At 63.0% G+C, this 20436-nt stretch carries 18 protein-coding genes, 1 tRNA gene and 2 pseudogenes; 16 read left to right on the top strand and 5 right to left on the bottom strand.

Translation table 11 applies throughout. From position 1 onward, the window contains the following. Nucleotides 1–88: 88 nt before the first annotated feature. Nucleotides 89–1021 carry a DMT family transporter gene (locus QTH86_RS09840; protein ID WP_444813803.1) on the bottom strand — a complete coding sequence of 311 codons (933 nt, stop codon included), beginning with the start codon at nucleotides 1019–1021 and terminating at the stop codon, nucleotides 89–91. 49 nt (nucleotides 1022–1070) lie between these two features. On the opposite strand from QTH86_RS09840, the gene QTH86_RS09835 reads away from it, so the two are divergent. The 13 genes and pseudogenes from QTH86_RS09835 (at nucleotide 1071) to QTH86_RS09780 (ending at nucleotide 12744) form a co-directional block, all read left to right on the top strand. Further along, nucleotides 1071–1463: a gamma-glutamylcyclotransferase family protein gene (locus QTH86_RS09835; protein ID WP_286644867.1), complete on the top strand. Its 393-nt coding sequence runs from the start codon at nucleotides 1071–1073 to the stop codon at nucleotides 1461–1463. 235 nt (nucleotides 1464–1698) lie between these two features. Continuing rightward, a complete protein-coding gene (aceA, locus tag QTH86_RS09830) occupies nucleotides 1699–3018 on the top strand; it encodes an isocitrate lyase (RefSeq protein ID WP_262077106.1) in 1320 nt (439 codons plus the stop codon). A gap of 273 nt (nucleotides 3019–3291) precedes the next feature. After that, a complete protein-coding gene (gene thrS / locus QTH86_RS09825) occupies nucleotides 3292–5199 on the top strand; it encodes a threonine--tRNA ligase (protein ID WP_286644868.1) in 1908 nt (635 codons plus the stop codon). A 77-nt stretch (nucleotides 5200–5276) separates the two neighbouring features. After that, complete coding sequence (gene infC, locus QTH86_RS09820) at nucleotides 5277–5894, top strand: translation initiation factor IF-3 (RefSeq protein ID WP_286646727.1); 618 nt, start codon at nucleotides 5277–5279, stop codon at nucleotides 5892–5894. A 130-nt stretch (nucleotides 5895–6024) separates the two neighbouring features. Next, nucleotides 6025–6228, top strand: coding sequence for a 50S ribosomal protein L35 (rpmI, locus tag QTH86_RS09815; RefSeq protein ID WP_132733279.1), 204 nt, complete (start codon nucleotides 6025–6027; stop codon nucleotides 6226–6228). Nucleotides 6229–6250: 22 nt separating this feature from the next. Then, entirely contained in the window at nucleotides 6251–6610 is a 360-nt protein-coding gene (rplT, locus tag QTH86_RS09810; RefSeq protein ID WP_262077102.1) for a 50S ribosomal protein L20, read from the top strand. 110 nt (nucleotides 6611–6720) lie between these two features. Continuing rightward, nucleotides 6721–7797, top strand: a complete 1077-nt coding sequence (pheS, locus tag QTH86_RS09805; RefSeq protein ID WP_286644869.1) for a phenylalanine--tRNA ligase subunit alpha — start codon at nucleotides 6721–6723, stop codon at nucleotides 7795–7797. A 33-nt stretch (nucleotides 7798–7830) separates the two neighbouring features. Continuing rightward, nucleotides 7831–10269, top strand: coding sequence for a phenylalanine--tRNA ligase subunit beta (pheT, locus tag QTH86_RS09800; RefSeq protein WP_286644870.1), 2439 nt, complete (start codon nucleotides 7831–7833; stop codon nucleotides 10267–10269). Then, nucleotides 10266–10655, top strand: a complete 390-nt coding sequence (locus QTH86_RS09795; protein ID WP_286644871.1) for an integration host factor subunit alpha — start codon at nucleotides 10266–10268, stop codon at nucleotides 10653–10655. The genes pheT and QTH86_RS09795 overlap by 4 nt, the downstream gene beginning before the upstream one ends. A gap of 65 nt (nucleotides 10656–10720) precedes the next feature. Then, nucleotides 10721–11197: a MerR family transcriptional regulator gene (locus QTH86_RS09790; protein ID WP_286644872.1), complete on the top strand. Its 477-nt coding sequence runs from the start codon at nucleotides 10721–10723 to the stop codon at nucleotides 11195–11197. 25 nt (nucleotides 11198–11222) lie between these two features. Further along, nucleotides 11223–11299, top strand: a tRNA-Pro gene (locus tag QTH86_RS09785). 108 nt (nucleotides 11300–11407) lie between these two features. Then, nucleotides 11408–11602: pseudogene (locus QTH86_RS27050) on the top strand (hypothetical protein); the annotation flags it as partial. A 23-nt stretch (nucleotides 11603–11625) separates the two neighbouring features. After that, nucleotides 11626–12744: a tyrosine-type recombinase/integrase gene (locus tag QTH86_RS09780; RefSeq protein ID WP_353505981.1), complete on the top strand. Its 1119-nt coding sequence runs from the start codon at nucleotides 11626–11628 to the stop codon at nucleotides 12742–12744. A 73-nt stretch (nucleotides 12745–12817) separates the two neighbouring features. On the opposite strand, the gene QTH86_RS09775 is transcribed toward QTH86_RS09780, so the two are convergent. The 4 genes from QTH86_RS09775 to nosR all read right to left on the bottom strand — a co-directional run bounded on the left by QTH86_RS09775 (nucleotide 12818) and on the right by nosR (nucleotide 17139). Beyond that, entirely contained in the window at nucleotides 12818–13393 is a 576-nt protein-coding gene (locus QTH86_RS09775; protein WP_286644873.1) for a helix-turn-helix transcriptional regulator, read from the bottom strand. A gap of 201 nt (nucleotides 13394–13594) precedes the next feature. Then, entirely contained in the window at nucleotides 13595–15028 is a 1434-nt protein-coding gene (locus QTH86_RS09770; RefSeq protein WP_286644874.1) for an ATP-binding protein, read from the bottom strand. Then, a complete protein-coding gene (locus QTH86_RS09765) occupies nucleotides 15025–15510 on the bottom strand; it encodes a sensor histidine kinase (protein ID WP_286644875.1) in 486 nt (161 codons plus the stop codon). The genes QTH86_RS09770 and QTH86_RS09765 overlap by 4 nt, the downstream gene beginning before the upstream one ends. A gap of 252 nt (nucleotides 15511–15762) precedes the next feature. After that, nucleotides 15763–17139, bottom strand: coding sequence for a response regulator c-di-GMP phosphodiesterase, NosR family (gene nosR, locus QTH86_RS09760; protein WP_286644876.1), 1377 nt, complete (start codon nucleotides 17137–17139; stop codon nucleotides 15763–15765). 241 nt (nucleotides 17140–17380) lie between these two features. Between nosR and QTH86_RS09755 the strand changes: the two are divergent. The 3 genes and pseudogenes from QTH86_RS09755 (at nucleotide 17381) to QTH86_RS09745 (ending at nucleotide 20411) form a co-directional block, all read left to right on the top strand. Beyond that, nucleotides 17381–18502: pseudogene (locus QTH86_RS09755) on the top strand (IS3 family transposase). Between the two features lie 741 nt (nucleotides 18503–19243). Continuing rightward, complete coding sequence (locus tag QTH86_RS09750) at nucleotides 19244–19489, top strand: hypothetical protein (protein WP_286646795.1); 246 nt, start codon at nucleotides 19244–19246, stop codon at nucleotides 19487–19489. Nucleotides 19490–19679: 190 nt separating this feature from the next. Next, on the top strand, nucleotides 19680–20411 hold the full coding sequence (locus QTH86_RS09745; RefSeq protein ID WP_286644877.1) for a phosphatase PAP2 family protein: 732 nt from the start codon (nucleotides 19680–19682) through the stop codon (nucleotides 20409–20411). The last annotated feature ends 25 nt before the right edge of the window (nucleotides 20412–20436 follow it).

Here is a 20436-nt window from a genome sequence, read left to right as displayed (position 1 = left end):
GGGAAAACGGGACTTTTTCATTGGGGGCTGTTGTTTTTTCAGAGGGGAAAGCGGTGCTTTCATCGCTCGGGGCGCACGCGTGGCGTGCTCAGTGCGCCGTCGGCGTCGATGCGCGTGAGGGCCAGGTGGCGAGAACGACGCCCGCCAGGGCCATTGCGAAGGCACCGATCTGCGGCACGCTGAGTGTTTCTCCGAGCACCACGACGCCCACGACTGCAGCGCTCACCGGCAGCATCACGGTGAACACGCCGGCCTGCGCCGCAGGCACGCGCTGCAGGCCGGTCATCCAGAGCCACACGGTCCAGATGCTCGCGGCCAGCGCGTACACGACGAGCAGCGCCCAGATGCCTGCGCTGACCGCGCCGAAATCGAAACGCAGCGCGAACCAGATGCCCCAGGGCGTCGACAGCACGAAGCCCCAGAGGTTGATCAGCGACGAGATGCGCTTGGGGCCAAGTCGTCCGGTCAGCGACTTGCCGATGACGGCATACGACGCTTCGCACAGCACGGCGCAGAAGACCAACACGTTGCCGAGCCACGGCATCGATGCACGCGGCGCCGCGCTGTCGGCGGGCGCATGCGCATGCGCAGGCGTCAGTGCCAGTAAGCCGATGCCGATTGCGGCGCAGCCGATGGCCATGCCGACGCGCCAGCCGATGCGTTCACGCAGGAAGAGCCAGCTCGCGACGGCGACCACGGCCGGAATCGACGCCATGATCACGCCGGCCGACACCGCGCTCGTGAGGCTGACGCCAAAGAGCATGCAGATTGAGAACATGAAGTTGCCGAGGAAGGACTCGAGAAACACGAGTCCGCGCGTGCGCCCCGTCATCGGCGCTTCGTCGGCTGGCCGGCGCAGCCAGTGCGGCATGGCCAGCGCGGCGATCCCGAAGCGCAGCCACGCGAGCAACAGCACGGGAAAGGCGGCGACCAGGGGCTTGGAGAGCGCCACGTATGCGCCCACCAAAGACATGCTCAGGGCAAGACAACCATAGGCGACGAGGCGGCGTGGATCGTGGATGGCGGGGCTCACTAGACTGGCGATCGATACTGGAGATTGGATTTCGATGATGCCCCAACCCGAAGAAGCGACTCGCCATGTGTTCGTCTACGGCACCTTGCGCCGCGGGGAGCGCAACGACATCGCGCGCTACCGTCCGCTGCCGCTGTTCGTCGGCCCGGCGTCGATCGACGGCTGTCTGTACGACCTCGGGGCCTATCCCGGGATCGTTCTGGGCAGGGGTGGCCGTGTGGTGGGCGAGGTGTACCGCATCACGGCAGCGGTCGAGGCCGCGCTCGACATCCTCGAAGAAGTGAAGGCCGACGGATCGGGCGAGTACCGCAAGCGGGAGGTGCCGGTGATGGTGGCCGGTCAGGCGCTGGACTGCCTGGTCTACGAGATCCACCCGGAGCGACTGACCGGTCGGCCCCTGATCACCGGTGGCGATTGGCGTCGCCGCTGAGTCGGCGTTTCATTTCCAGAAACGCCTTTCACGATGCGCAATACGCCGATGTTGCGGCGCACTATTTTTTCTCGATATGAGAAAGCGTTTTTTGCATTGAGAAAATATCAGGCTAAGTTGTTGTTTTTCAAGAAGAAAATATATGTCTTATATAAGACATAAGACAGGGGTGTCGGCGTACAGTGAATGCCAGGGCCCAGCGCCTTCCCATTCAATCAACCGCAACGGAGTCACCATGCCGCAGACCTTCACCGAACAACTCAGTCGTGAACAACAGATCGCCGCCCTCGAGAAAGACTGGGCCACGAACCCGCGCTGGAAGGGCATCAAGCGCGGCTACAGCGCCGCCGAGGTCGTGCGGCTGCGCGGCTCCTTCCCCATCGAGCACACCCTGGCACGTCGCGGTGCAGAGAAGCTCTGGGACCTCGTGCACAGCGAGCCCTACGTGAACTGCCTCGGCGCGCTCACCGGCGGCCAGGCCATGCAGCAAGTCAAGGCCGGTATCAAGGCGATCTATCTGTCGGGCTGGCAGGTGGCCGCGGACAACAACAGCTACGCGTCGATGTACCCGGACCAGTCGCTGTACCCGGTGGATTCGGTGCCGACGGTGGTCGAACGCATCAACAACACCTTCCGCCGTGCCGACGAGATCCAGTGGTCGAAGGGCACCAACCCGGGCGATGCGGGTTACGTCGACTACTTCGCGCCGATCGTGGCGGACGCCGAAGCAGGCTTCGGTGGCGTGCTCAACGCCTTCGAGCTGATGAAGGCCATGATCAAGGCCGGTGCCGGTGGCGTGCACTTCGAAGACCAGCTCGCATCGGTGAAGAAGTGCGGTCACATGGGTGGCAAGGTGCTGGTGCCGACCACCGAGGCCGTGCAGAAGCTCATCGCCGCGCGCATGGCGGCCGACGTGTGCGGCACGCCGACGCTGGTCATCGCACGCACCGATGCCGAGGCCGCCGACCTGATCACCAGCGACTACGACGAGAACGACAAGCCCTTCATCACCGGCGAGCGCACGGCCGAAGGCTTCTACCGCACGAAGAAGGGCATGGACCAGGCCATCAGCCGCGCCGTGGCTTACGCGCACTATGCCGACCTGGTGTGGTGCGAGACGGGCACGCCCGACCTCGAGTTCGCCCGCAAGTTCGCCGAAGCCGTGCACAAGGTGCACCCGGGCAAGCTGCTGGCCTACAACTGCTCGCCGTCCTTCAACTGGAAGAAGAACCTCGACGACGCGACCATCGCCAAGTTCCAGAAGGAACTGGGCGCGATGGGCTACAAGTACCAGTTCATCACGCTGGCCGGCATCCACTCGATGTGGTTCAACATGTTCGATCTGGCGCAGGACTATGCACAGCGCGGCATGTCGGCCTATGTCGAGAAGGTGCAGGAGCCCGAGTTCGCAGCACGCGAGCGCGGCTACACCTTCGTGTCGCACCAGCAGGAAGTCGGTACCGGCTACTTCGACGAAGTGACCACCGTCATCCAGGGTGGCAAGTCCAGCGTGACGGCGCTGACTGGCTCCACCGAGGAAGAGCAGTTCCACTGAGATTCGTCTGCTGTCACCTTCAAGCCCGGTCGCGCGCCGGGCTTTTTTCCGTGCTGCGGATAGAATCGAAGGCTTCTGTCTCACCCATGTCTCACCCACACAAGAGCGAGAAAGGCAATCTGGTTATGACACCGCGAACTACGCCCCGTGCTACCCGCGGCGCTTCCCTCGAAGGAACGCGCCGGTAATCCGCGCACGCTGGTTCGCCAGTCGTCTCCAGAACAAAGCGCGGTCCCCCGCGCTTTTTTTGTTTTTCAGTCCGAGGTTTTCTCCATGATCCAGATCACGCTTCCTGACAACTCGCGACGCGAGTACCCCGGCCCGGTGTCGGTGGCCGACGTGGCCCAGTCCATCGGCCCCGGCCTTGCCAAGATGACGGTGGCCGGCAAGGTCGACGGCAAGCTCGTCGACGCCAGCGACATCATCGACCACGACGCCCGGCTCCAGATCATCACGCCAAAGGACGAGGAAGGCCTCGAGATCATTCGCCACTCCACGGCCCACCTGGTCGGCCACGCGGTCAAGCAGCTGTACCCGACGGCCAAGATGGTGATCGGGCCGGTGATCGACGAAGGCTTTTACTACGACATCTCCTACGAGCGCCCCTTCACGCCCGAGGACATGGCGGCGATCGAGGAGCGCATGAAGGCGCTGATCGCGCAGGACTACGACGTCGTCAAGAAGATGACGCCGCGTGCCGAGGTGATCGAGGTGTTCAAGTCGCGCGGCGAGGACTACAAACTGCGGCTGGTCGAGGACATGCCCGACGAGCAGGCCATGGGCCTGTACTACCACCAGGAATACGTCGACATGTGCCGCGGCCCGCACGTGCCGAACACGCGTTTCCTGAAGGTCTTCAAGCTCACGAAGCTGGCCGGCGCCTACTGGCGTGGCGATGCCAAGAACGAGCAGCTGCAGCGCATCTACGGCACGGCCTGGGCCGACAAGAAGCAGCTCGAGCAGTACATCCAGCGCATCGAGGAAGCCGAGAAGCGCGACCACCGCAAGCTGGGCAAGGAACTCGACCTGTTCCACATCGACGAGGTGGCACCGGGCGTGGTGTTCTGGCACCCCAAGGGCTGGGCGGTGTGGCAGGCCGTCGAGCAGTACATGCGCGCCATCTACCGCGACACGGGCTACTGGGAAGTGAAGGGCCCGCAGATTCTCGACAAGAGCCTGTGGGAGAAGACGGGCCACTGGCAGAACTACCGCGACAACATGTTCACGACGGAGTCGGAAAAGCGTGAATACGCGCTCAAGCCGATGAACTGCCCGGGCCACGTGCTGATCTTCAAGAGCGACCTGCGCAGCTACCGCGACCTGCCGCTGCGCTATGGCGAGTTCGGCCAGTGCCACCGCAACGAGCCGAGCGGCGCGCTCCACGGCATCATGCGCGTGCGCGGCTTCACGCAGGACGACGGGCACATCTTCTGCACGGAAGACCAGATCCTGGAAGAGTGCGTCAACTACACGGCGCAACTGCAGAAGGTGTACGCCGACTTCGGCTTCACGGAGATCCTCTACAAGGTCGCCACGCGGCCGGACAACCGCGTGGGCTCGGACGAACTGTGGGACAAGGCCGAGCATGCCGTCATGGAGGCGCTGCGCCGTTCGGGGGTGGACTTCATCATCTCGCCGGGCGACGGTGCCTTCTACGGCCCCAAGATCGAATACACGCTCAAGGACGCCCTGGGCCGTCAGTGGCAGTGCGGCACGATGCAGGTGGACTTCAACACGGCTGAGCGTCTGGGCGGCGAGTACGTGACGGAGACGAGTGGCCGCGCGCACCCGGTGATGCTGCACCGCGCCATCGTCGGCAGCCTCGAGCGCTTCATCGGCATGCTCATCGAACACCACTCCGGCGCGTTGCCCGCATGGCTGGCGCCGGTGCATGTCGCGGTGCTCAATATCAGCGAGGGGCAGGCCGACTACGCAGCATCAGTGGCGAAAACGCTGCAGAATCAAGGGCTTAGAGTTCAGCTCGATCTGCACAACGAGAAGATTACGTATAAAATACGCAAGCATTCGTTGCAAAAGCTCCCGTACATCCTTGTCGTAGGCGACAAGGAGAAGGAAGCAGGTGCCGTCGCAGTGCGCGCCCGGGGCAATGTTGACCTCGGTGCCATGTCGGTAGAAGCGTTCTCGCAAAAGATCGCCGACGACATTCAACACAAACGCTGATTTTTCTCGAGAAGTCTGTTTTGTGGGCGTGGATTCGACGGTGTTAGCTACAGTTTCTGTAGCAAATTGATTGAAGGATTCTGACCATCGCTACTGCATTTCGCGACCGCCGCCACCGCGAGGAACGCCAACACCGCCTGAACCGGGAAATCATGGCCCCGGAAGTCCGCCTGGTCGGCCCGGAAAACGAGCCATTGGGTGTCATGAGTATTTCCGAGGCCCTGCGTCTGGCCGGTGAGGCCGACGTGGACCTGGTCGAGGTGGTGGCTGCGGCCAATCCGCCGGTCTGCCGTCTGATCGAGTACGGGAAGTTCAAGTACCACGAGCAGAAGAAAGCCGCGGAAGCGAAGTCGAAGCAGAAGGTCATCGAGGTCAAGGAAATCAAGTTCCGGCCCGGTACCGACGATGGCGACTACAACATCAAGATGCGCAACATCAAGCGTTTTCTTGAAGAGGGCGACAAATGCAAGATCACGCTGCGCTTCCGTGGCCGCGAGATCACGCACCAGGAGCTGGGGCTGGCTTTGCTCAATCGCATTCGCGACGAGCTGGCCGACTTGATCACTGTCGAGCAGTTTCCGAAACTGGAAGGTCGCCAGATGATCATGATGATCGCGCCGGGCCGTAAGAAGGCTGGTGCGGCGGCAAAGCCAGCAGGCGATGCCGCGGCAGCACCCGCAACGGCTTCGGCCTGAGCGGACGAGAAGATTCAAAGGGATTTCGCTCACGCCGCAAGGCGGGGGCGAGATGAAGAAGTGTCTCGGGGCCAACAAGTCTGTGGAGTATCCGCAGCGCCTCACGAGCACAAATTAAAGGAGCATGAACATGCCCAAAATGAAGACCAAGAGCAGCGCGAAAAAACGTTTCCGCGTTCGTCCCGGTGGCACCGTCAAGCGCGGTCAAGCCTTCAAGCGTCACATCCTGACCAAGAAGACCACCAAGAACAAGCGCCACCTGCGCGGTGCAGTGACGGTTCACGAAACCAACATGGTTTCGATGGCTGCCATGCTGCCCGGCATGGGCATTTAATTCAGACGAACAGGAGTAACACATGCCTCGCGTCAAACGTGGTGTAACGGCTCGCGCCCGCCACAAGAAAGTTCTCGCCCTCGCCAAGGGTTTCCGCGGTCGCCGCGGCAACGTCTTCCGCGTCGCCAAACAGGCGGTGATGAAGGCAGGTCAATATGCCTACCGTGACCGCCGCACCAAGAAGCGCGTGTTCCGTCAGTTGTGGATCGCGCGTATCAACGCCGCGTCCCGCGAACTGGGCATGACCTACAGCCAGTTCGCCAACGGCATCCGCAAGGCCGGTATCGAGATCGACCGCAAGGTCCTGGCCGATATCGCCGTGCACGACAAGGCCGCTTTTGCCGGCATCGTGGAGCAGGTCAAGGCCAAGCTGGCTGCTTGATCCCGCACAGCAGTCTGTCGCTCTTCGGAGCGGCCGTCTGCGCCCACGGCACAAGGGCTGGCGCTTGAGAAAGCACCAGCCCTTTTTTATTTTCCCCTCGAAGAAATGTCATGAACGAGTTGGACTCCCTGGTCGACACCGCACGGGTCGCCTTTGCCCAAGCCAAGGCGCCGGCCGATCTCGAGAACGCCAAGGCGCTGTTTCTCGGCAAGGCCGGCCGCATCACCGAGCTGATGAAGGGCATGGCCCAGTTGCCGGTCGACGAGAAGAAGTCGCGCGGCGCGGCGATCAATGTGGTCAAGCAGGCGATCGAGGCGGCCCTGACCGAGCGCCGCCAGCAACTGGCCGATGAAGAACTGGCGGTGCAGCTGCGCGCCGAGTCGCTCGACGTGACGCTGCCGGGGCGTCGGCCCGCCGGCGGTGGCCTCCATCCGGTGAGCCGCACCCTGGAGCGCATCGAGGCGATCTTCTCCAGCATGGGTTTCGATGTGGCCGACGGCCCGGAAATCGAGAGCGACTGGCACAGCTTCACCTCGCTCAACAACCCGCCGAACCACCCGGCGCGTTCGATGCAGGACACCTTCTATGTCGACATCAACGGCGATGACGGCGTTCCGTACAACCTGCGTCCGCACACCAGCCCGATGCAGGTGCGCTACGCCCACCAGCACATCAAGAAGTACGCGGCGCAGTTCGACGCCGCCGCCAACGACACGACCGGTACCACGAAGGCGCCCGAGATCCGCGTGATTGCACCGGGCCGCACCTACCGCGTCGACAGCGATGCCACGCACTCGCCGATGTTCCACCAGTGCGAAGGCCTGTGGCTCGGCGAGAACGTCAGCTTCAAGGACCTGAAGGTCGTCTTCACCGACTTCTGCCGCACCTTCTTCGAAAGCGACGACCTGGTGCTGCGCTTCCGACCGAGCTTCTTCCCCTTCACCGAGCCCAGCGCCGAGATCGACATCCAGTTCCAGAGCGGCCCGCTGGCCGGCCGCTGGCTCGAGGTCGCGGGCTCCGGCCAGGTGCACCCGAACGTCGTGCGCAACATGGGGCTGGACCCCGAGCGCTACATCGGCTTCGCCTTCGGCATGGGCCCCGACCGGCTCACGATGCTGCGCTACGGCGTGAACGACCTGCGGCTGTTCTTCGACGGCGACCTGCGCTTTCTGTCGCAGTTCCAGTAAACCCGCCGCCTTTCAAGACAAGAGAACAACGAGATGCAATTCCCCGAGTCCTGGTTGCGCGAGTTCTGCAACCCGCCGCTGTCCAGCGCCGAACTGGCCGAGACGCTCACCATGGGGGGCTTCGAAGTCGAAGAGAGCCGCCCCGCCGCACCGCCTTTCAGCCACATCGTCGTCGGCGAGATCAAGGAAGCCGTGCAGCACCCCAACGCCGATCGCCTGCGTGTGTGCCAGGTCGACGTGGGGCAGGGCGCCTTGCTCAACATCGTGTGCGGCGCACCGAATGCGCGCGTCGGCATCAAGGTGCCGTGCGCGCTCGTGGGTGCTGAACTGCCACCCGGCGACGATGGCAAGCCCTTCCTCATCAAGCTGGGCAAGCTGCGCGGCGTGGAGAGCCAGGGCATGCTGTGCTCGGCGCGCGAGCTGAAGCTCAGCGACGACCACGGCGGCTTGCTCGAGCTGTCGGCGGATGCACCCCTTGGCGCCGACGTGCGCGACGTGCTCCAACTCGACGACACGCTGCTCACGCTCAAGCTGACGCCGAACCTGGCGCATGGCCTGTCGGTCTACGGCATCGCGCGCGAGCTGTCGGCGCTGACCGGCGCGCCGCTCAAGACGCCGACCATTCCGCCCGTCACGGCAAAGCTGGCCGACACGGTGGCGGTGAAGGTGCTGGCGCCCGAACTCTGCGGTCGCTTTTCCGGCCGCGTCGTGCGCGGCGTGACCACCACGGCCAAGACGCCCGCCTGGATGGTCGACCGCCTGGCGCGCTGCGGCCAGCGCAGCGTCACGCCGCTGGTCGATATCTCCAACTACGTGATGTTCGAGTACGGCCAGCCGTCGCACATCTTCGATCTCGACAAGATCCACGGCGGCCTCACGGTGCGCTGGGGCCAGGCCGGCGAACAGCTCAAGCTGCTCAATGGCAACACCGTCACGGTCGACGAGAAGGTCGGAGTCATCGCCGATGAACAGGCGGTCGAGTCGCTCGCCGGCATCATGGGCGGCGACGCGACCGCCGTGTCGGACGACACGAAGAACATCTACGTCGAAGCCGCCTTCTGGTGGCCCGAAGCGATCCAGGGCCGCTCGCGCCGCTTCAATTTCTCGACCGATGCCGGCCATCGCTACGAACGTGGCGTGGACCCGAGCCGCACGGTGCAGATCATCGAACGAATCACGCAGCTCGTGATCGACATCTGCGGCGGCGACGCTGGCCCGATCGTCGACGAGACGCTGCGCCTGCCCGAAGCCAAACCGGTGACGCTGCGCGTCGCCCGCGCGGCCCGCGTGATCGGCATGCCCATCACACAGGCGCAATGCGTCGATGCGCTGCGCCGGCTGGGCCTGCCGATCGAGGAGGGCGAGGGCACGGTCATCGTCACGCCCGCGCCGCACCGCTTCGACCTGCTGATCGAGGAAGACCTGATCGAAGAGGTGGCGCGCCTCATCGGCTATAACAATCTGCCGACCACCGCGCCGCTCGCGCCGATCACTGCACGCGTGCGGCCCGAAGCGCAACGCAGCCGTTTCGCGGTGCGCCATCGCGTCGCCGCGCTGGGCTACCAGGAAACCATCAACTTCAGCTTCGTCGAAGCGCACTGGGAACAAGACCTCGCCGGCAATGCGAACCCGGTGAAGCTGCTGAACCCGATCGCCAGCCAAATGAGCGTGATGCGCTCGTCGCTGATCGGCTCATTGCTGCAGGTGCTCAAGTTCAACCTCGACCGCAAGGCGCCGCGTGTGCGCGTGTTCGAGGCGGGCCGCGTGTTCCTGCGCGACGACACGGTCGAGACCACCGACAGCACCGTCAAGGGCATTTCGCAGCCGATGCGCCTGGCCGGCCTGGCCTGGGGCGACGCCGAGGCGGCGCGCTGGGACGGCAAGCCGCAGCGCGTGGACTTCTACGACGTGAAGGGCGATGTCGAGGCGTTGCTCGCCCCGCGCGTGCCGACCTTCGAGGTCGCCGAGCACCCGGCGCTGCACCCGGGGCGTTCGGCCCGGGTGCTGGTCGACGGACGCGTCATCGGCGTGGTCGGCGAACTGCATCCGCGCTGGCGTCAGAAGTGGGACTTCGCGCAGGCACCGATCGTGTTCGAACTCGACCTCGAGGCCCTGGCCGCGCGATCGGTGCCGGTCGCGAAGCCGGTCCCGAAGTTCCAGGCGGTCGAGCGCGACATCGCCGTTGTCGTGGCCGAAAGCGTCACGCACGGCGCGTTGATGCAGGCCATCGGGTTGGCGTCGACCGGCGGCCTGCTGCGCGATGTGGTGCTGTTCGACATCTACCGGCCGCAGACGGCGCGTGATGGCATGGTCACCGCGACTGGCGGCCTCGCCGCGGGCGAGAAGAGCATGGCCGTTCGCCTGAGCTTCCAGGACGATGCCGCCACGCTGACCGACGAGCAGGTCGACCCGGCCGTGCGCGCGATCGTCGACCGACTGGCGGCCGACTTCGGCGCGCGCCTCAGAGGATGAACGTTATGGATTTCACGCTCGAAGCCCTCGAAACGCCCGCGCTCACCAAGGCCCACCTGGCCGAACTGCTGTTCGAGCAGATCGGCCTGAACAAGCGCGAGTCCAAGGACATGGTCGAGGCCTTCTTCGAACTGGTGTCGACGAGCCTCATCGAAGGCACCGACGTCAAGATCTCCGGCTTCGGCAATTTCCAGATCCGCGTGAAGGCGCCGCGCCCCGGGCGTAACCCGCGCACCGGCGAGGCGATCCCGATCGGCGCGCGTCGCGTCGCGACCTTCCATGCCAGTGCCAAGCTCAAGGAACAGATCCAGGGCGGCATGGTTGACGAGGCGGAAGGCAGCGAAGACGCCACCGATGCGACCGCGTGGCGCGTGGGTGTGGAATAAGTGCTTGTTGCGTCGGGTGCGCGTGGAGTAACCTCTCAGGTTTCGCGCGCACGATCTTGATTTCAATGGAGAAAACGCTCCCCCCGATTCCCGTCAAACGCTACTTCACCATCGGTGAGGTCGCCGAGTTGTGCGGGGTGAAGCCGCATGTGCTCCGTTATTGGGAGCAGGAGTTCACGCAGCTGCGTCCGATGAAGCGGCGCGGCAACCGGCGCTACTACCAGCACCACGAGGTGCTCATGATCCGCCGCATCCGCGATCTGCTCTACGACCAGGGCTTCACGATCAGCGGCGCGCGCAACAAGCTGCAGGAGTTCACCCAGACCGAGCGCGACCGTCGCAAGGCCGGCGGGTCGAACGGCGAAGGCGAGGCCTTGATCGATGGCGTCGAGGCGACCGACATCGATCCCGAAGAGTGGGAGGCAGCGACCCAGTTCGCGGCGGCAGTGCCGCCGATCGCGACGACTTCCGATGCCGGCCCTTGGCAGCAGCTGCGCCGCGAGTTGTTCGAAATTCGCGAGCTGCTGGTCACGGGGCACTGATTCGCCCGGCTATAATTGCGGGCTTCGGTGTGTGGCGCAGCCTGGTAGCGCACTTGCATGGGGTGCAAGGGGTCGAAGGTTCGAATCCTTTCACACCGACCAACATAACGTCCAAGGGCGTCCGGAATCATCCTCCGGACGCCCTTTTTCATTGGGGAAATGGCTGGGCAGCGGCCAAGAGGGTCCGGCGCGATCCGTTGACTTCCGGACATGGACCGGGGAACATTTCGGGGAACAAAGCGGGACATACATCGCAAGCTGGGATTTGTTCCCCGGTTCTCATTCGGCGATCCACATCCTTCGTGGGAGCTGCCCATGTTGACCGAACTCCAATGCCGGAACACCACTTGCCCGCCTGACAAGAAGCGCCTCCGTCTAACCGACGCAGGTGGGCTCTATCTCGAGGTCAGTCCGGCAGGCTCCAAACGGTGGTTTTGGAAGACCTACGCCGGCGGCAAGGGAGGCCGTTTGGCTACCCCGACGTTTCGCTCAAAGCCGTCCGGCTGGCCCGCGCTGAGGCCAAGCGTGACCGGGATGCCGGCATCGACGTGGTGCAGGTGCGGAAGCTTGCGAAGCTCAAAAGCGTCGTGGCGGTTGGCGAGACGTTCAGGGCGGCGGCACTGGAGTGGTACGGCAAGAATGAGGCTCGGTGGAGCAGCCACTACGCCATCCGCGAGATGCGCAACCTCGAAAAGGACCTCTTTCCGTACTTTGCCGAACGGCGGATCAGCGAAATTCAGCCAATCGAGCTGTTGGCGGCATTGCGCCGCGTGGAGGAGCGTGGCGCGTTGGATGTGGCGAGCCGAGTGTTGCAGACGGCGAGGGTAGTTTGGCGCTACGCGCTGTCGACTGCGCGCACTTCGCGCGACATCACCGCCGACCTCAAGGGCGCGCTGACGCCCCATAAGAAGCGCCACTTCGCGGCCATCACCGATCCGAGCAAGTTCGGTGAACTGATCCGAGTGATTCGCGCCTACCAAGGAGGCGCAATCGTGCGGGCCGCCCTGCAACTCGCGCCGATGCTGTTCCAGCGCCCCAACGAACTGCGTGGAGCGACATGGGCCGAGATCGACCTTGACGGGGCACTGTGGACGGTACCAGCCGCACGAATGAAGCGGTGTATCGACGGCAAGCAGAACGGTGACCCGCATCTTGTTCCATTGCCAACGCAGGCTGTTGAGATCCTGCGCACGCTGCATCCCGTCACAGGCCACGGCGTGATGGTGTTCCCTGGGGAGCGCAGTCATGAGCGGCCGATCAGTGACAACACGCTTCGCGCAGCGCTTTTGACCTTGGGCTACGGCCCGACGGTCCAAACCGTTCACGGCTTTCGAGCCACAGCACGCACGCTGTTGGCCGAAGTGCTGGAGGTCGACCCCCTGGTGATCGAGGCGCAGCTTGCCCACGCTGTGAAGGATGCCAACGGCCGAGCCTATAACCGAACGCAGTATGTGAGACAGCGCACCCTCATGATGCAGCGGTGGGCCGACTACCTTGATCAGTTGGCCAGTGGGGTTGTGGTGGCGCTTGACAAGAAGGCTGCCTGATCGAATGCTAAGTGCCGACTTTCGGTTGGACACTTCGGCCGGCGCCTGTGCGCACGAGGGGTGAGCTGCTCAATCAGCGGGGGCGCCCGTCCAAGCGATCTGCGATCCATGATTGCACAGCGCTCTCAGGCCATGTTGCAGCGCGTCGGCCGGCCTTCACCGATCGCGGGAAAACGCCTCTCTGCATTTGCTCGTAGATCGCGGATCTGCGCAGCCCGGTCAGGCTTTCAACCTCGGGAAGTCTAAGAAGCCGGTCCGGCGCGCGCTTCATGGTGTGCTCCTTCAACGCTGTTGAATCGGCGAGCAACAGAGCGAGCGCCTCTTGCAGCAGATGGGCTGCGTGCAAGGCTCGTTGAGTTGCGTTCTGCATATCGGTGCGCTGGCCTGATTCGTTATCGGCTTGGGATCGCATGCGGGACCTTTCGGTTTTCGCGGCGGCGTTCAATGCCGTCACCGGCGTCCATAGGTTGCCAGAGCTGTCTGCCTGGGCCCAACCGAATGCAGCGTGCTCGGGGTGCTTAAAGCGTAAGAGATGCATCTTGAGCATCAACTCGCTGCGACCAAGGGTGATCCCGAAGAAGAACTTCAGGCCGCAGATCGTGGCGTTGATGGTGATCGGAGAGCGAGGCGTGATTGCCTCGCAGATCAACGGTGGCAGGCTGGCTGGTCGAGATCAATCAATGCCGCCGGAGCGGCGGCCGCACGAGCGGCTCAGTCCTCACTTTGGAAGCCGTCGTTCACCACTTCAACGATGACGGCGCTATCGCCCCAGCGATGAACTCATCACCGCGGCTCACGCGTGTCGGGCAAGATCCTGCGACAGAACCCAGCCTCGTGCCCTGACCCCCGGTCAGTCGTCCGTCCGCTCCAGTTCGTCCTTGGGTGATGGCCGGTGTATTGGCAGCGTCACGCGGAACGTGGTTCCCTGGCCGATCGCGCTTTCCACGTCGATATGGCCGCGGTGCTTTTTCACGATGCCATACGATACCGACAAGCCCAGGCCGGTGCCCAGGCCGACCGGCTTGGTGGTGAAGAAGGGTTCGAAGATGCGCTTGAGCGTCTCGGGGGGAATGCCCGAGCCGTCGTCGGCCACTTCCAGCCAGACCTCGCCGGTGCCGGTGCCGGTGCGAATGGTGATGCAGCCGCGCCGCTCGCCCATGGCGTGCGCGGCGTTGACGAGGAGGTTCATGACCACCTGATTGATCTGCGACGGCAAGCACTCGACATCGGGAATCGCACCATATTCCTTGATCACGTCGGCCTTGTACTTGATTTCACTGGCCACGATGTTCAGCGTCGAGTCTATGCCCTGGTGCAGGTTCGCCCATTGGAAGTCCTGCATCGAATCCACACGCGAGAAGTCCTTCAGATCCTGAACGATCTGGCTCACTCGTACGATGCCTTGCCTGGATTCGCGCATCAGCGCTGGGATGTCCTCTTTCAGGAACTCCAGCTCGATTCGCTCGCGCAATTCTCGCAATCCTGATGCAACGTCGGGTATGCCCACGCTGGGCTCGGCCCTCTCGTACGCAACCAGCATGTCGAAGAGCTTGCCGAGGTACCCCTCCAGGGTACCGAAGTTCGAGAAGATGTAGCCAATCGGATTGTTGATCTCGTGCGCGACGCCGGCAGCGAGCTGTCCGATGGAGGCAAGCTTCTCCGACTGCTGCAACTGCCCCTGAAGGTGCTTGCGCTCGACGATCTCCTCCTTCAGCGCCTCGATAGCGCGCGTAATCTCGCGCGTGCGCTCTATCACCGTCTCTTCAAGCAGCAGGCGCTGGCCCGCCGCATCCTGCGTCATCTGCCACTTGGCGGTCAGCGAGTTAGCAAGCTGGCGCACCTCGATCGCGTCGAACGGCTTCTTCAGGATCAGCAGCCGGTCGCGCACCTCCAATCTCATCAGCACCTCATCCCACGGCGTGTCGGAATAGGCGGTGCAAACGACGATCTGGAGCCGCTCGTCGACTTGCCACAGCCGCTCGATCGTCTCGACACCGTCCCATCCAGGCGGCATGCGCATGTCGACGAAAGCCAATGCGTATGGCCTGCCCGCTTCGAGCGATCCCTGCACCCTGGCCAAGGCTTCCTGCCCCTGGTAGGCCGAGTCGACTTCGAATGCGACCGCAATGACCGAGGTCATCGGCTCGCCGCCAAACAGCGCGGCCTCGACGGCGTCGAGCTTCGAGCACTCCTGAGCTTGCGGCCTGAGGATCTTGTAGAAGTCCTGGTGGATGGCGGGCATGTCGTCGACCAGCAAGATGCGCCGGTTTTCTAGGGGGCTCATCGCCGGACTCCTTGGGTTTCGATCGGAATTTCGAAGGTAAAAGTCGCGCCCTGTCCGACACCGGCGCTACGTACGGTCAGGCTCCCGCCCATCTCTTGCGCCGCCATCACGCAGCTGTGCAGACCGAAGCCGTGTCCGTTCTTGCGCGTGGTGAAGCCATGCGAGAAGAGTCGCTCCAAGTTTTCCGGCGGGATTCCCTCGCCGTTGTCGGCCACCTCGATGCTTAAGATACTCCTGCCCTCGACGTTTGCAAGCCTGGTAACTAGCGTGATGCATGGATCCTGCCCGACGGCGCCATTCATCGCATGCTTGGCGTTGCTGATCAAGTTCACGAGAATTTGCAGTAGGCGATGCCGATCCAGCGGAAGTTCAGGCAGATCAGCAAGGTTCGTCACGACTGTGACCCGATGGCGCGTCAGCGCCCCGGCATTCATTCGCAAGGCGTCATCCAGCAATTCACTGACCTTCAGGGATTCGATCATTCTCGGCGTGCCCGCATAAGACTGTTGAGTCGCGACGACATCTTTGATGTGGTCGACGCTCTTTACGAGCGCGCTGAGCCATCCGCGTGCGACCGCATCGTGTGGGGAAGTGAATGTGTCGATCTGGACTTGTCAGAACTCGCCGTTAACAACCAGCGGCGTATGCCGAAGCAGGCGCGACAGCGCGTTGAGGACGCCGCGCTCATCGTCAATGGCCAAAATTCGATGCATGGGGCTTTGCCCTTTCACTGGTCAGGAACCAGCAATCGCTTTGACGGGGAGATCGACGGGCGCGTCCTTGTGCACGGAGAGGGTAAGCTTCGCGCCTTCACGTTGGGCGTATTCACGAATTTGCTTTACTACGCGTGCATCGAAGACATACCCCGCCGCCAGCAGCAAGGTGCCTTGCGCACTCGTGAGATCGCGAGAGAGCACCATGCCGGCAACGAGATCGAGTGCGGTGATGGATCGATCCACAACGGTGTCGGGCAAGGGAGATTTCTGCACCAGGAGGAAGGCGTCGACGGCGACCGGGTCGTAGCGGCTGCCAGCACCTCGACGGATGCTAGCGACGGCATCCTCGGGAGAAAAGCGGCGCTCGGCGAGTGTGCCGGCCAGGAGATTCTCGTAGTCGATGATGGGCGCCAGAATCCGGGCCCCGAACGGGATCGCCTGACCCTCCAGCCCGTCAGGGAACCCCTTGCCGTCAAGACGCTCGTGCTGCGAGCGAATGAACTTGGCAACCCTGTGCAATTGCACGAGGGGCATCAGCGCCGCTTCCGCATTCAGAGGATGTTTGCGGTATTGAGACAATTCTTCGGCGGTCATCGTCGAGATGGGCTTGTCGAGCAGGCCGTCCGAGAAACCGATCTTGCCGATGTCGTGCAGCAACGCCGCCACGTGGATGTCGTGGCTCTGGCGCTCGTCCAATTTCAATGTTGCGCAGACCCGCTGGGCCCATTCGGAGACTCGACTGGAATGACCCGAAAAACCCTTGTGCCGCAGCTCCATCAAGCCGGCAAAGATCCGCATCGACAGCGTGAAATTGGACTTGAGCTCGCCGTATGCCACATTGAGCATGTCGTGGATCTGCTCGATCTCGGCCGTTCTCTGGCGAACGCGCTCCTCCAGCGTCTGGTTGAGTTGACGCAGCTCCTCGTTTTGACGAATGCTGAGTTCGCTCAGGAGGCGGTTCTGTTGTTCTAGAGCCCGCCGTTGCAGCGCATCGCGCACGACCAGAAGGATGTCGCCGTCGTTCCAGGGCTTGGCGATGTAGCGGTGGATCTGGCCGGCATTGATCGCCGCAATGGTCGAGGTGATGTCGGCGTAGCCCGTCAGCAGGATGCGGACGGCGTCTGGCTGGACGGATCGCAGTCTTTCAAGGAACTGTGCGCCGTCCATGCCTGGCATGCGCATGTCGGAAATCACCAGGTCGATGTGTTCGTCCTTGATCATCTCGAGCGCAAGAGCGCCGCCTTCTGCAACGAGAACGCGGTAGCCTTCCGGCCGAAACAGGCGCCGCAACGCACTCAGGATCAACGGCTCGTCGTCGACCAACAACAAGGTGGCCTCCAGCGTCGGCGTGGGCGCCGAGATCGCAGCGGCGGCAAGTACCTGGACCTCCGTCATTGAGTCTCCTCTTTAAGCTCTATGGGAGCGGACAGCGCCCCATCTAGCCTTCGGAGAGGTGGGAGCGACAGGCGGGAAATTCCGGCCGCGCCCCACATCTCATAGCTCTCCGATGCTGTCATCTTAGTCCTCTTACCTCGTTCTCGAATTCCGAAATGCGGTCGAATTGCGCGCGTTCTCGTTTTCGGCGTATCGGCTCGACCTTGGATCGCTCACGCAAACACACAAGTGCTTGAGCGAACTGCGGGGATCGCGCACCTGTGACCTGCCCCTCTCAGCCGTACCAGCGCGATGGATCAAGGATCTGTGCCGCAAAGGCGGCTTCAGCGACCCGACCTTCTACAAATGGCGCGCCAAATACGGCGGAATGGATGTGCCTGACGCCAAGCGACTGCGTGAACTAGAGGCGGAGAACAACAAGCTCAAGAAGCTGTTGGCAGAGGCCCACCTGGACATCCACGCACTGAACACCGCCTTCGGGGTAAAGCGCTAGCCCCACAGGCCAAGCGTGCCGCCGTCGCCACCATGATCAAGCAATGCGATCTGAGCGAACGATGCGCGTGCAGGCTTGTGGGGCTCTCGCGAGACAGCTACCGCCATCCACCCGAGGTCGACGCCATGAACTAGGAACTCAGCAGCAAGATCGTCGAGATCGCACATGCGCGCCGGCGCTTCGGCTATCGGCGTATCCACGACATGCTGCGCCCGCACTTCCCTGGCGTGAACCACAAGCGTGTCTACCGCCTGTACAGCGCCGCCAATCTGGCGGGTGCGCAAGCGTAAGAAGGTCAAACGCCCCGCCAACGAACGCGTGCCGCTGCAACTTGCAAGCACGGTCAACGAGGTGTGGAGCATGGACTTCGTCAGCGACAGCCTGAGCACCGGGCGGCGCATCAAATGCCTGACGGTGGCCGACGACTTCAGCCACGAGTGCGTGAGCATCTCGGTGGACTCGGGCATCTCGGGTCAGTACGTCACGCGGCTGCTGGACCAGGCGGTTGTCTTCAGAGGCTACCCATTGGCCGTGCGCACCGATAACGGCCCGGAGTTCACCAGCCGTGCGTTCATGGGCTGGGCGCAGACCCACGGCATTCGCCACATCCTGATCGAGCCAGGAAGGCCCATGCAGAACGGCTACATCGAGAGCTTCAACGGTAAGTTCAGGGACGAGTGCCTGAACGAGCAATGGTTCGAGACGCTGCAGCAGGCCAGATCGGCCATCAAGGCATGGAGGCAGGACTACAACGGGGTCAGGCCGCACAGCAGTTGCCAGCGAATGCCATTGGCGAAGTTCGCCCAGCTGCATCGCCAGCGCGTTGGCGATGCAGCTCGAACCAGTTCAACAACCACCGAGATCAATTAATCTTGCAACCCCGGACTTCCTCGTTATGAATGGCACGGCACAAGGGGGCAGGTCAACACAGCCCCGGCGGTTCGGCGCTGGGGCCTCTTGCCTACGACAGAAAGCCAGCAGGTCCATAGCGAGTAGCAATCAATGCGCTCAGCCCTTGCAGCGCACGTCGCGCATAGTCGTGAGTACGACGGTCCTGTGCTGAGCGCCGCGGCCTGGGCCCGGTGAGGCAGTTCGAGCCGAGCGCCTGAAGCTGGCAGTACGCCTCCAACACGTCTTCCCGTGCATTCGAGTTGCCCGACTCCATCCGAAGGATCGCTTGGGCGTAGCGGTCAGTTGCTGCATGTAACTTGGCGTCGTGGTGTGCGCTGACGTTCATTTGTGTTCTAGCCTTAACGTTAGCTGGGAGTTCTATATTGCTCCGTGTAAGCATCACCTCTTTTAGGGATAGCGAGGAGGAACCTTCTGCAATGCGTGCAACAGTTCCGCATTCGGCTGCTTTGCGGGACGCCCGCCCGCGTGTCGATTTTTGCCCTGCGGTATGTGGGCGTCATCGGGGTGACTTGTCGCGATGCCAATACTGCAGACGCGACGGCACGCGCAGCGGTTGGTAGAGGGCCTTGAAAAGGGCAGCCCCTCACGACGTGAGGTCCTCGAAGCTGCGGGCCGTCACCGACCAACATAACGTCCAAGGGCGTCCGGTTTCATCCACCGGACGCCCTTTTTCATTGGGGAAACCGTTAGGAGGCTGCCATGAAGGTCTGGTGCGATCCGTTGACTTCCGACCTCGGACCGGGGAACATTTCGGGGAACAAACCGGGACAAGTGATCGAAGACGGGGGGTGTTCCCCGGTTCTCGTTGAAAAGTTCGATTTCCCGGTGGGAGCTGCCCACCCGCTGGCGATCGAAGCCAAGCTGGCGCACGCCGCCAAGGACGCCAATGGGCGCGCCTACAACCGTACGCAGTACCTGAAGCAGCGCACTGTGCTGCTCCAATGACGGGCAGACTATCTGGACGTGTTGGCTATCTAGTCAGGTTCTCCGCCGATTGAGTTGAAAGCGGCCGATCAGCAGGGCTCGCCGCTGGCGTTCATGCGCTCCGCGATTCGCCTGTTTCTGCCCGCGGATCTGCGCAATGTTCGCGCAATCTCGGTCCATAGGATGGTCCTCCGACCCCCGTGGACCTCCGATGAAATACATCCAACCTGCGCACGTGCCCTTTTCCTGGACCAGCGCTCTCTGGTTTCGAATCCGGACACTGTGGTTCCTGAAAATGATCGGTACGGTCACGGGTATCGCCGCATTCTTCGCTGTGTACTTCTGGACCATGAAAGAGACGGCGGGCCGGGCGATCGCGATGCCAATGACGTGGATCGATCGGTGGATCGGCGTCAACGAGTTTGCGTTCGTACCTTACGTGTCCCTTTGGCTTTACGTATCACTCGCCCCTGCCTTTGCGTTGAACGCAGGCGCGCTGCGCGCCTACGGCGCGGGAGCCTTGGCCATTGCGCTCTTGGGCATCGCCTCATTCTGGCTATTTCCCACCGTTACACCGTCGTTCGGCATTGACTGGTCCCAGGTTCCCATGCTCCGCTTTCTGAAGGAGTCCGATGCCAGCGGAAACGCATTCCCCTCGCTGCACGTGGCGTTCGCCGTGTACAGCGCGTACATCATTTCGAGCCAACTGAAGAGCATTCGCTCGCCGCACTGGGTCCGAGCTTTCAACTGGTTGTGGTGCCTCGCGATCATCTATTCGACGCTCGCGACCCGCCAGCACGTCTTCGTCGACGTGGCCGGGGGCATACTCGTGGCCTGCCTGGGGCGGCGCCTGGCGTGGAGCGCGTGGGGCCGCGCGATGTGGCAACGTCCCGCACGGCTGGCTCGCTCCAGCCGTCTGGCGGAGCAGTTGGATGGCCGGTGACCGCGGACTGACGTTGATCGGACCA

Origin of the sequence: Variovorax sp. J2L1-78 (assembly GCF_030317205.1) — a bacterium.
GTDB classification, from domain to species: Bacteria; Pseudomonadota; Gammaproteobacteria; order Burkholderiales; family Burkholderiaceae_C; genus Variovorax; species Variovorax arabinosiphilus.
This window is presented reverse-complemented; position numbering and strand designations above follow the sequence as displayed.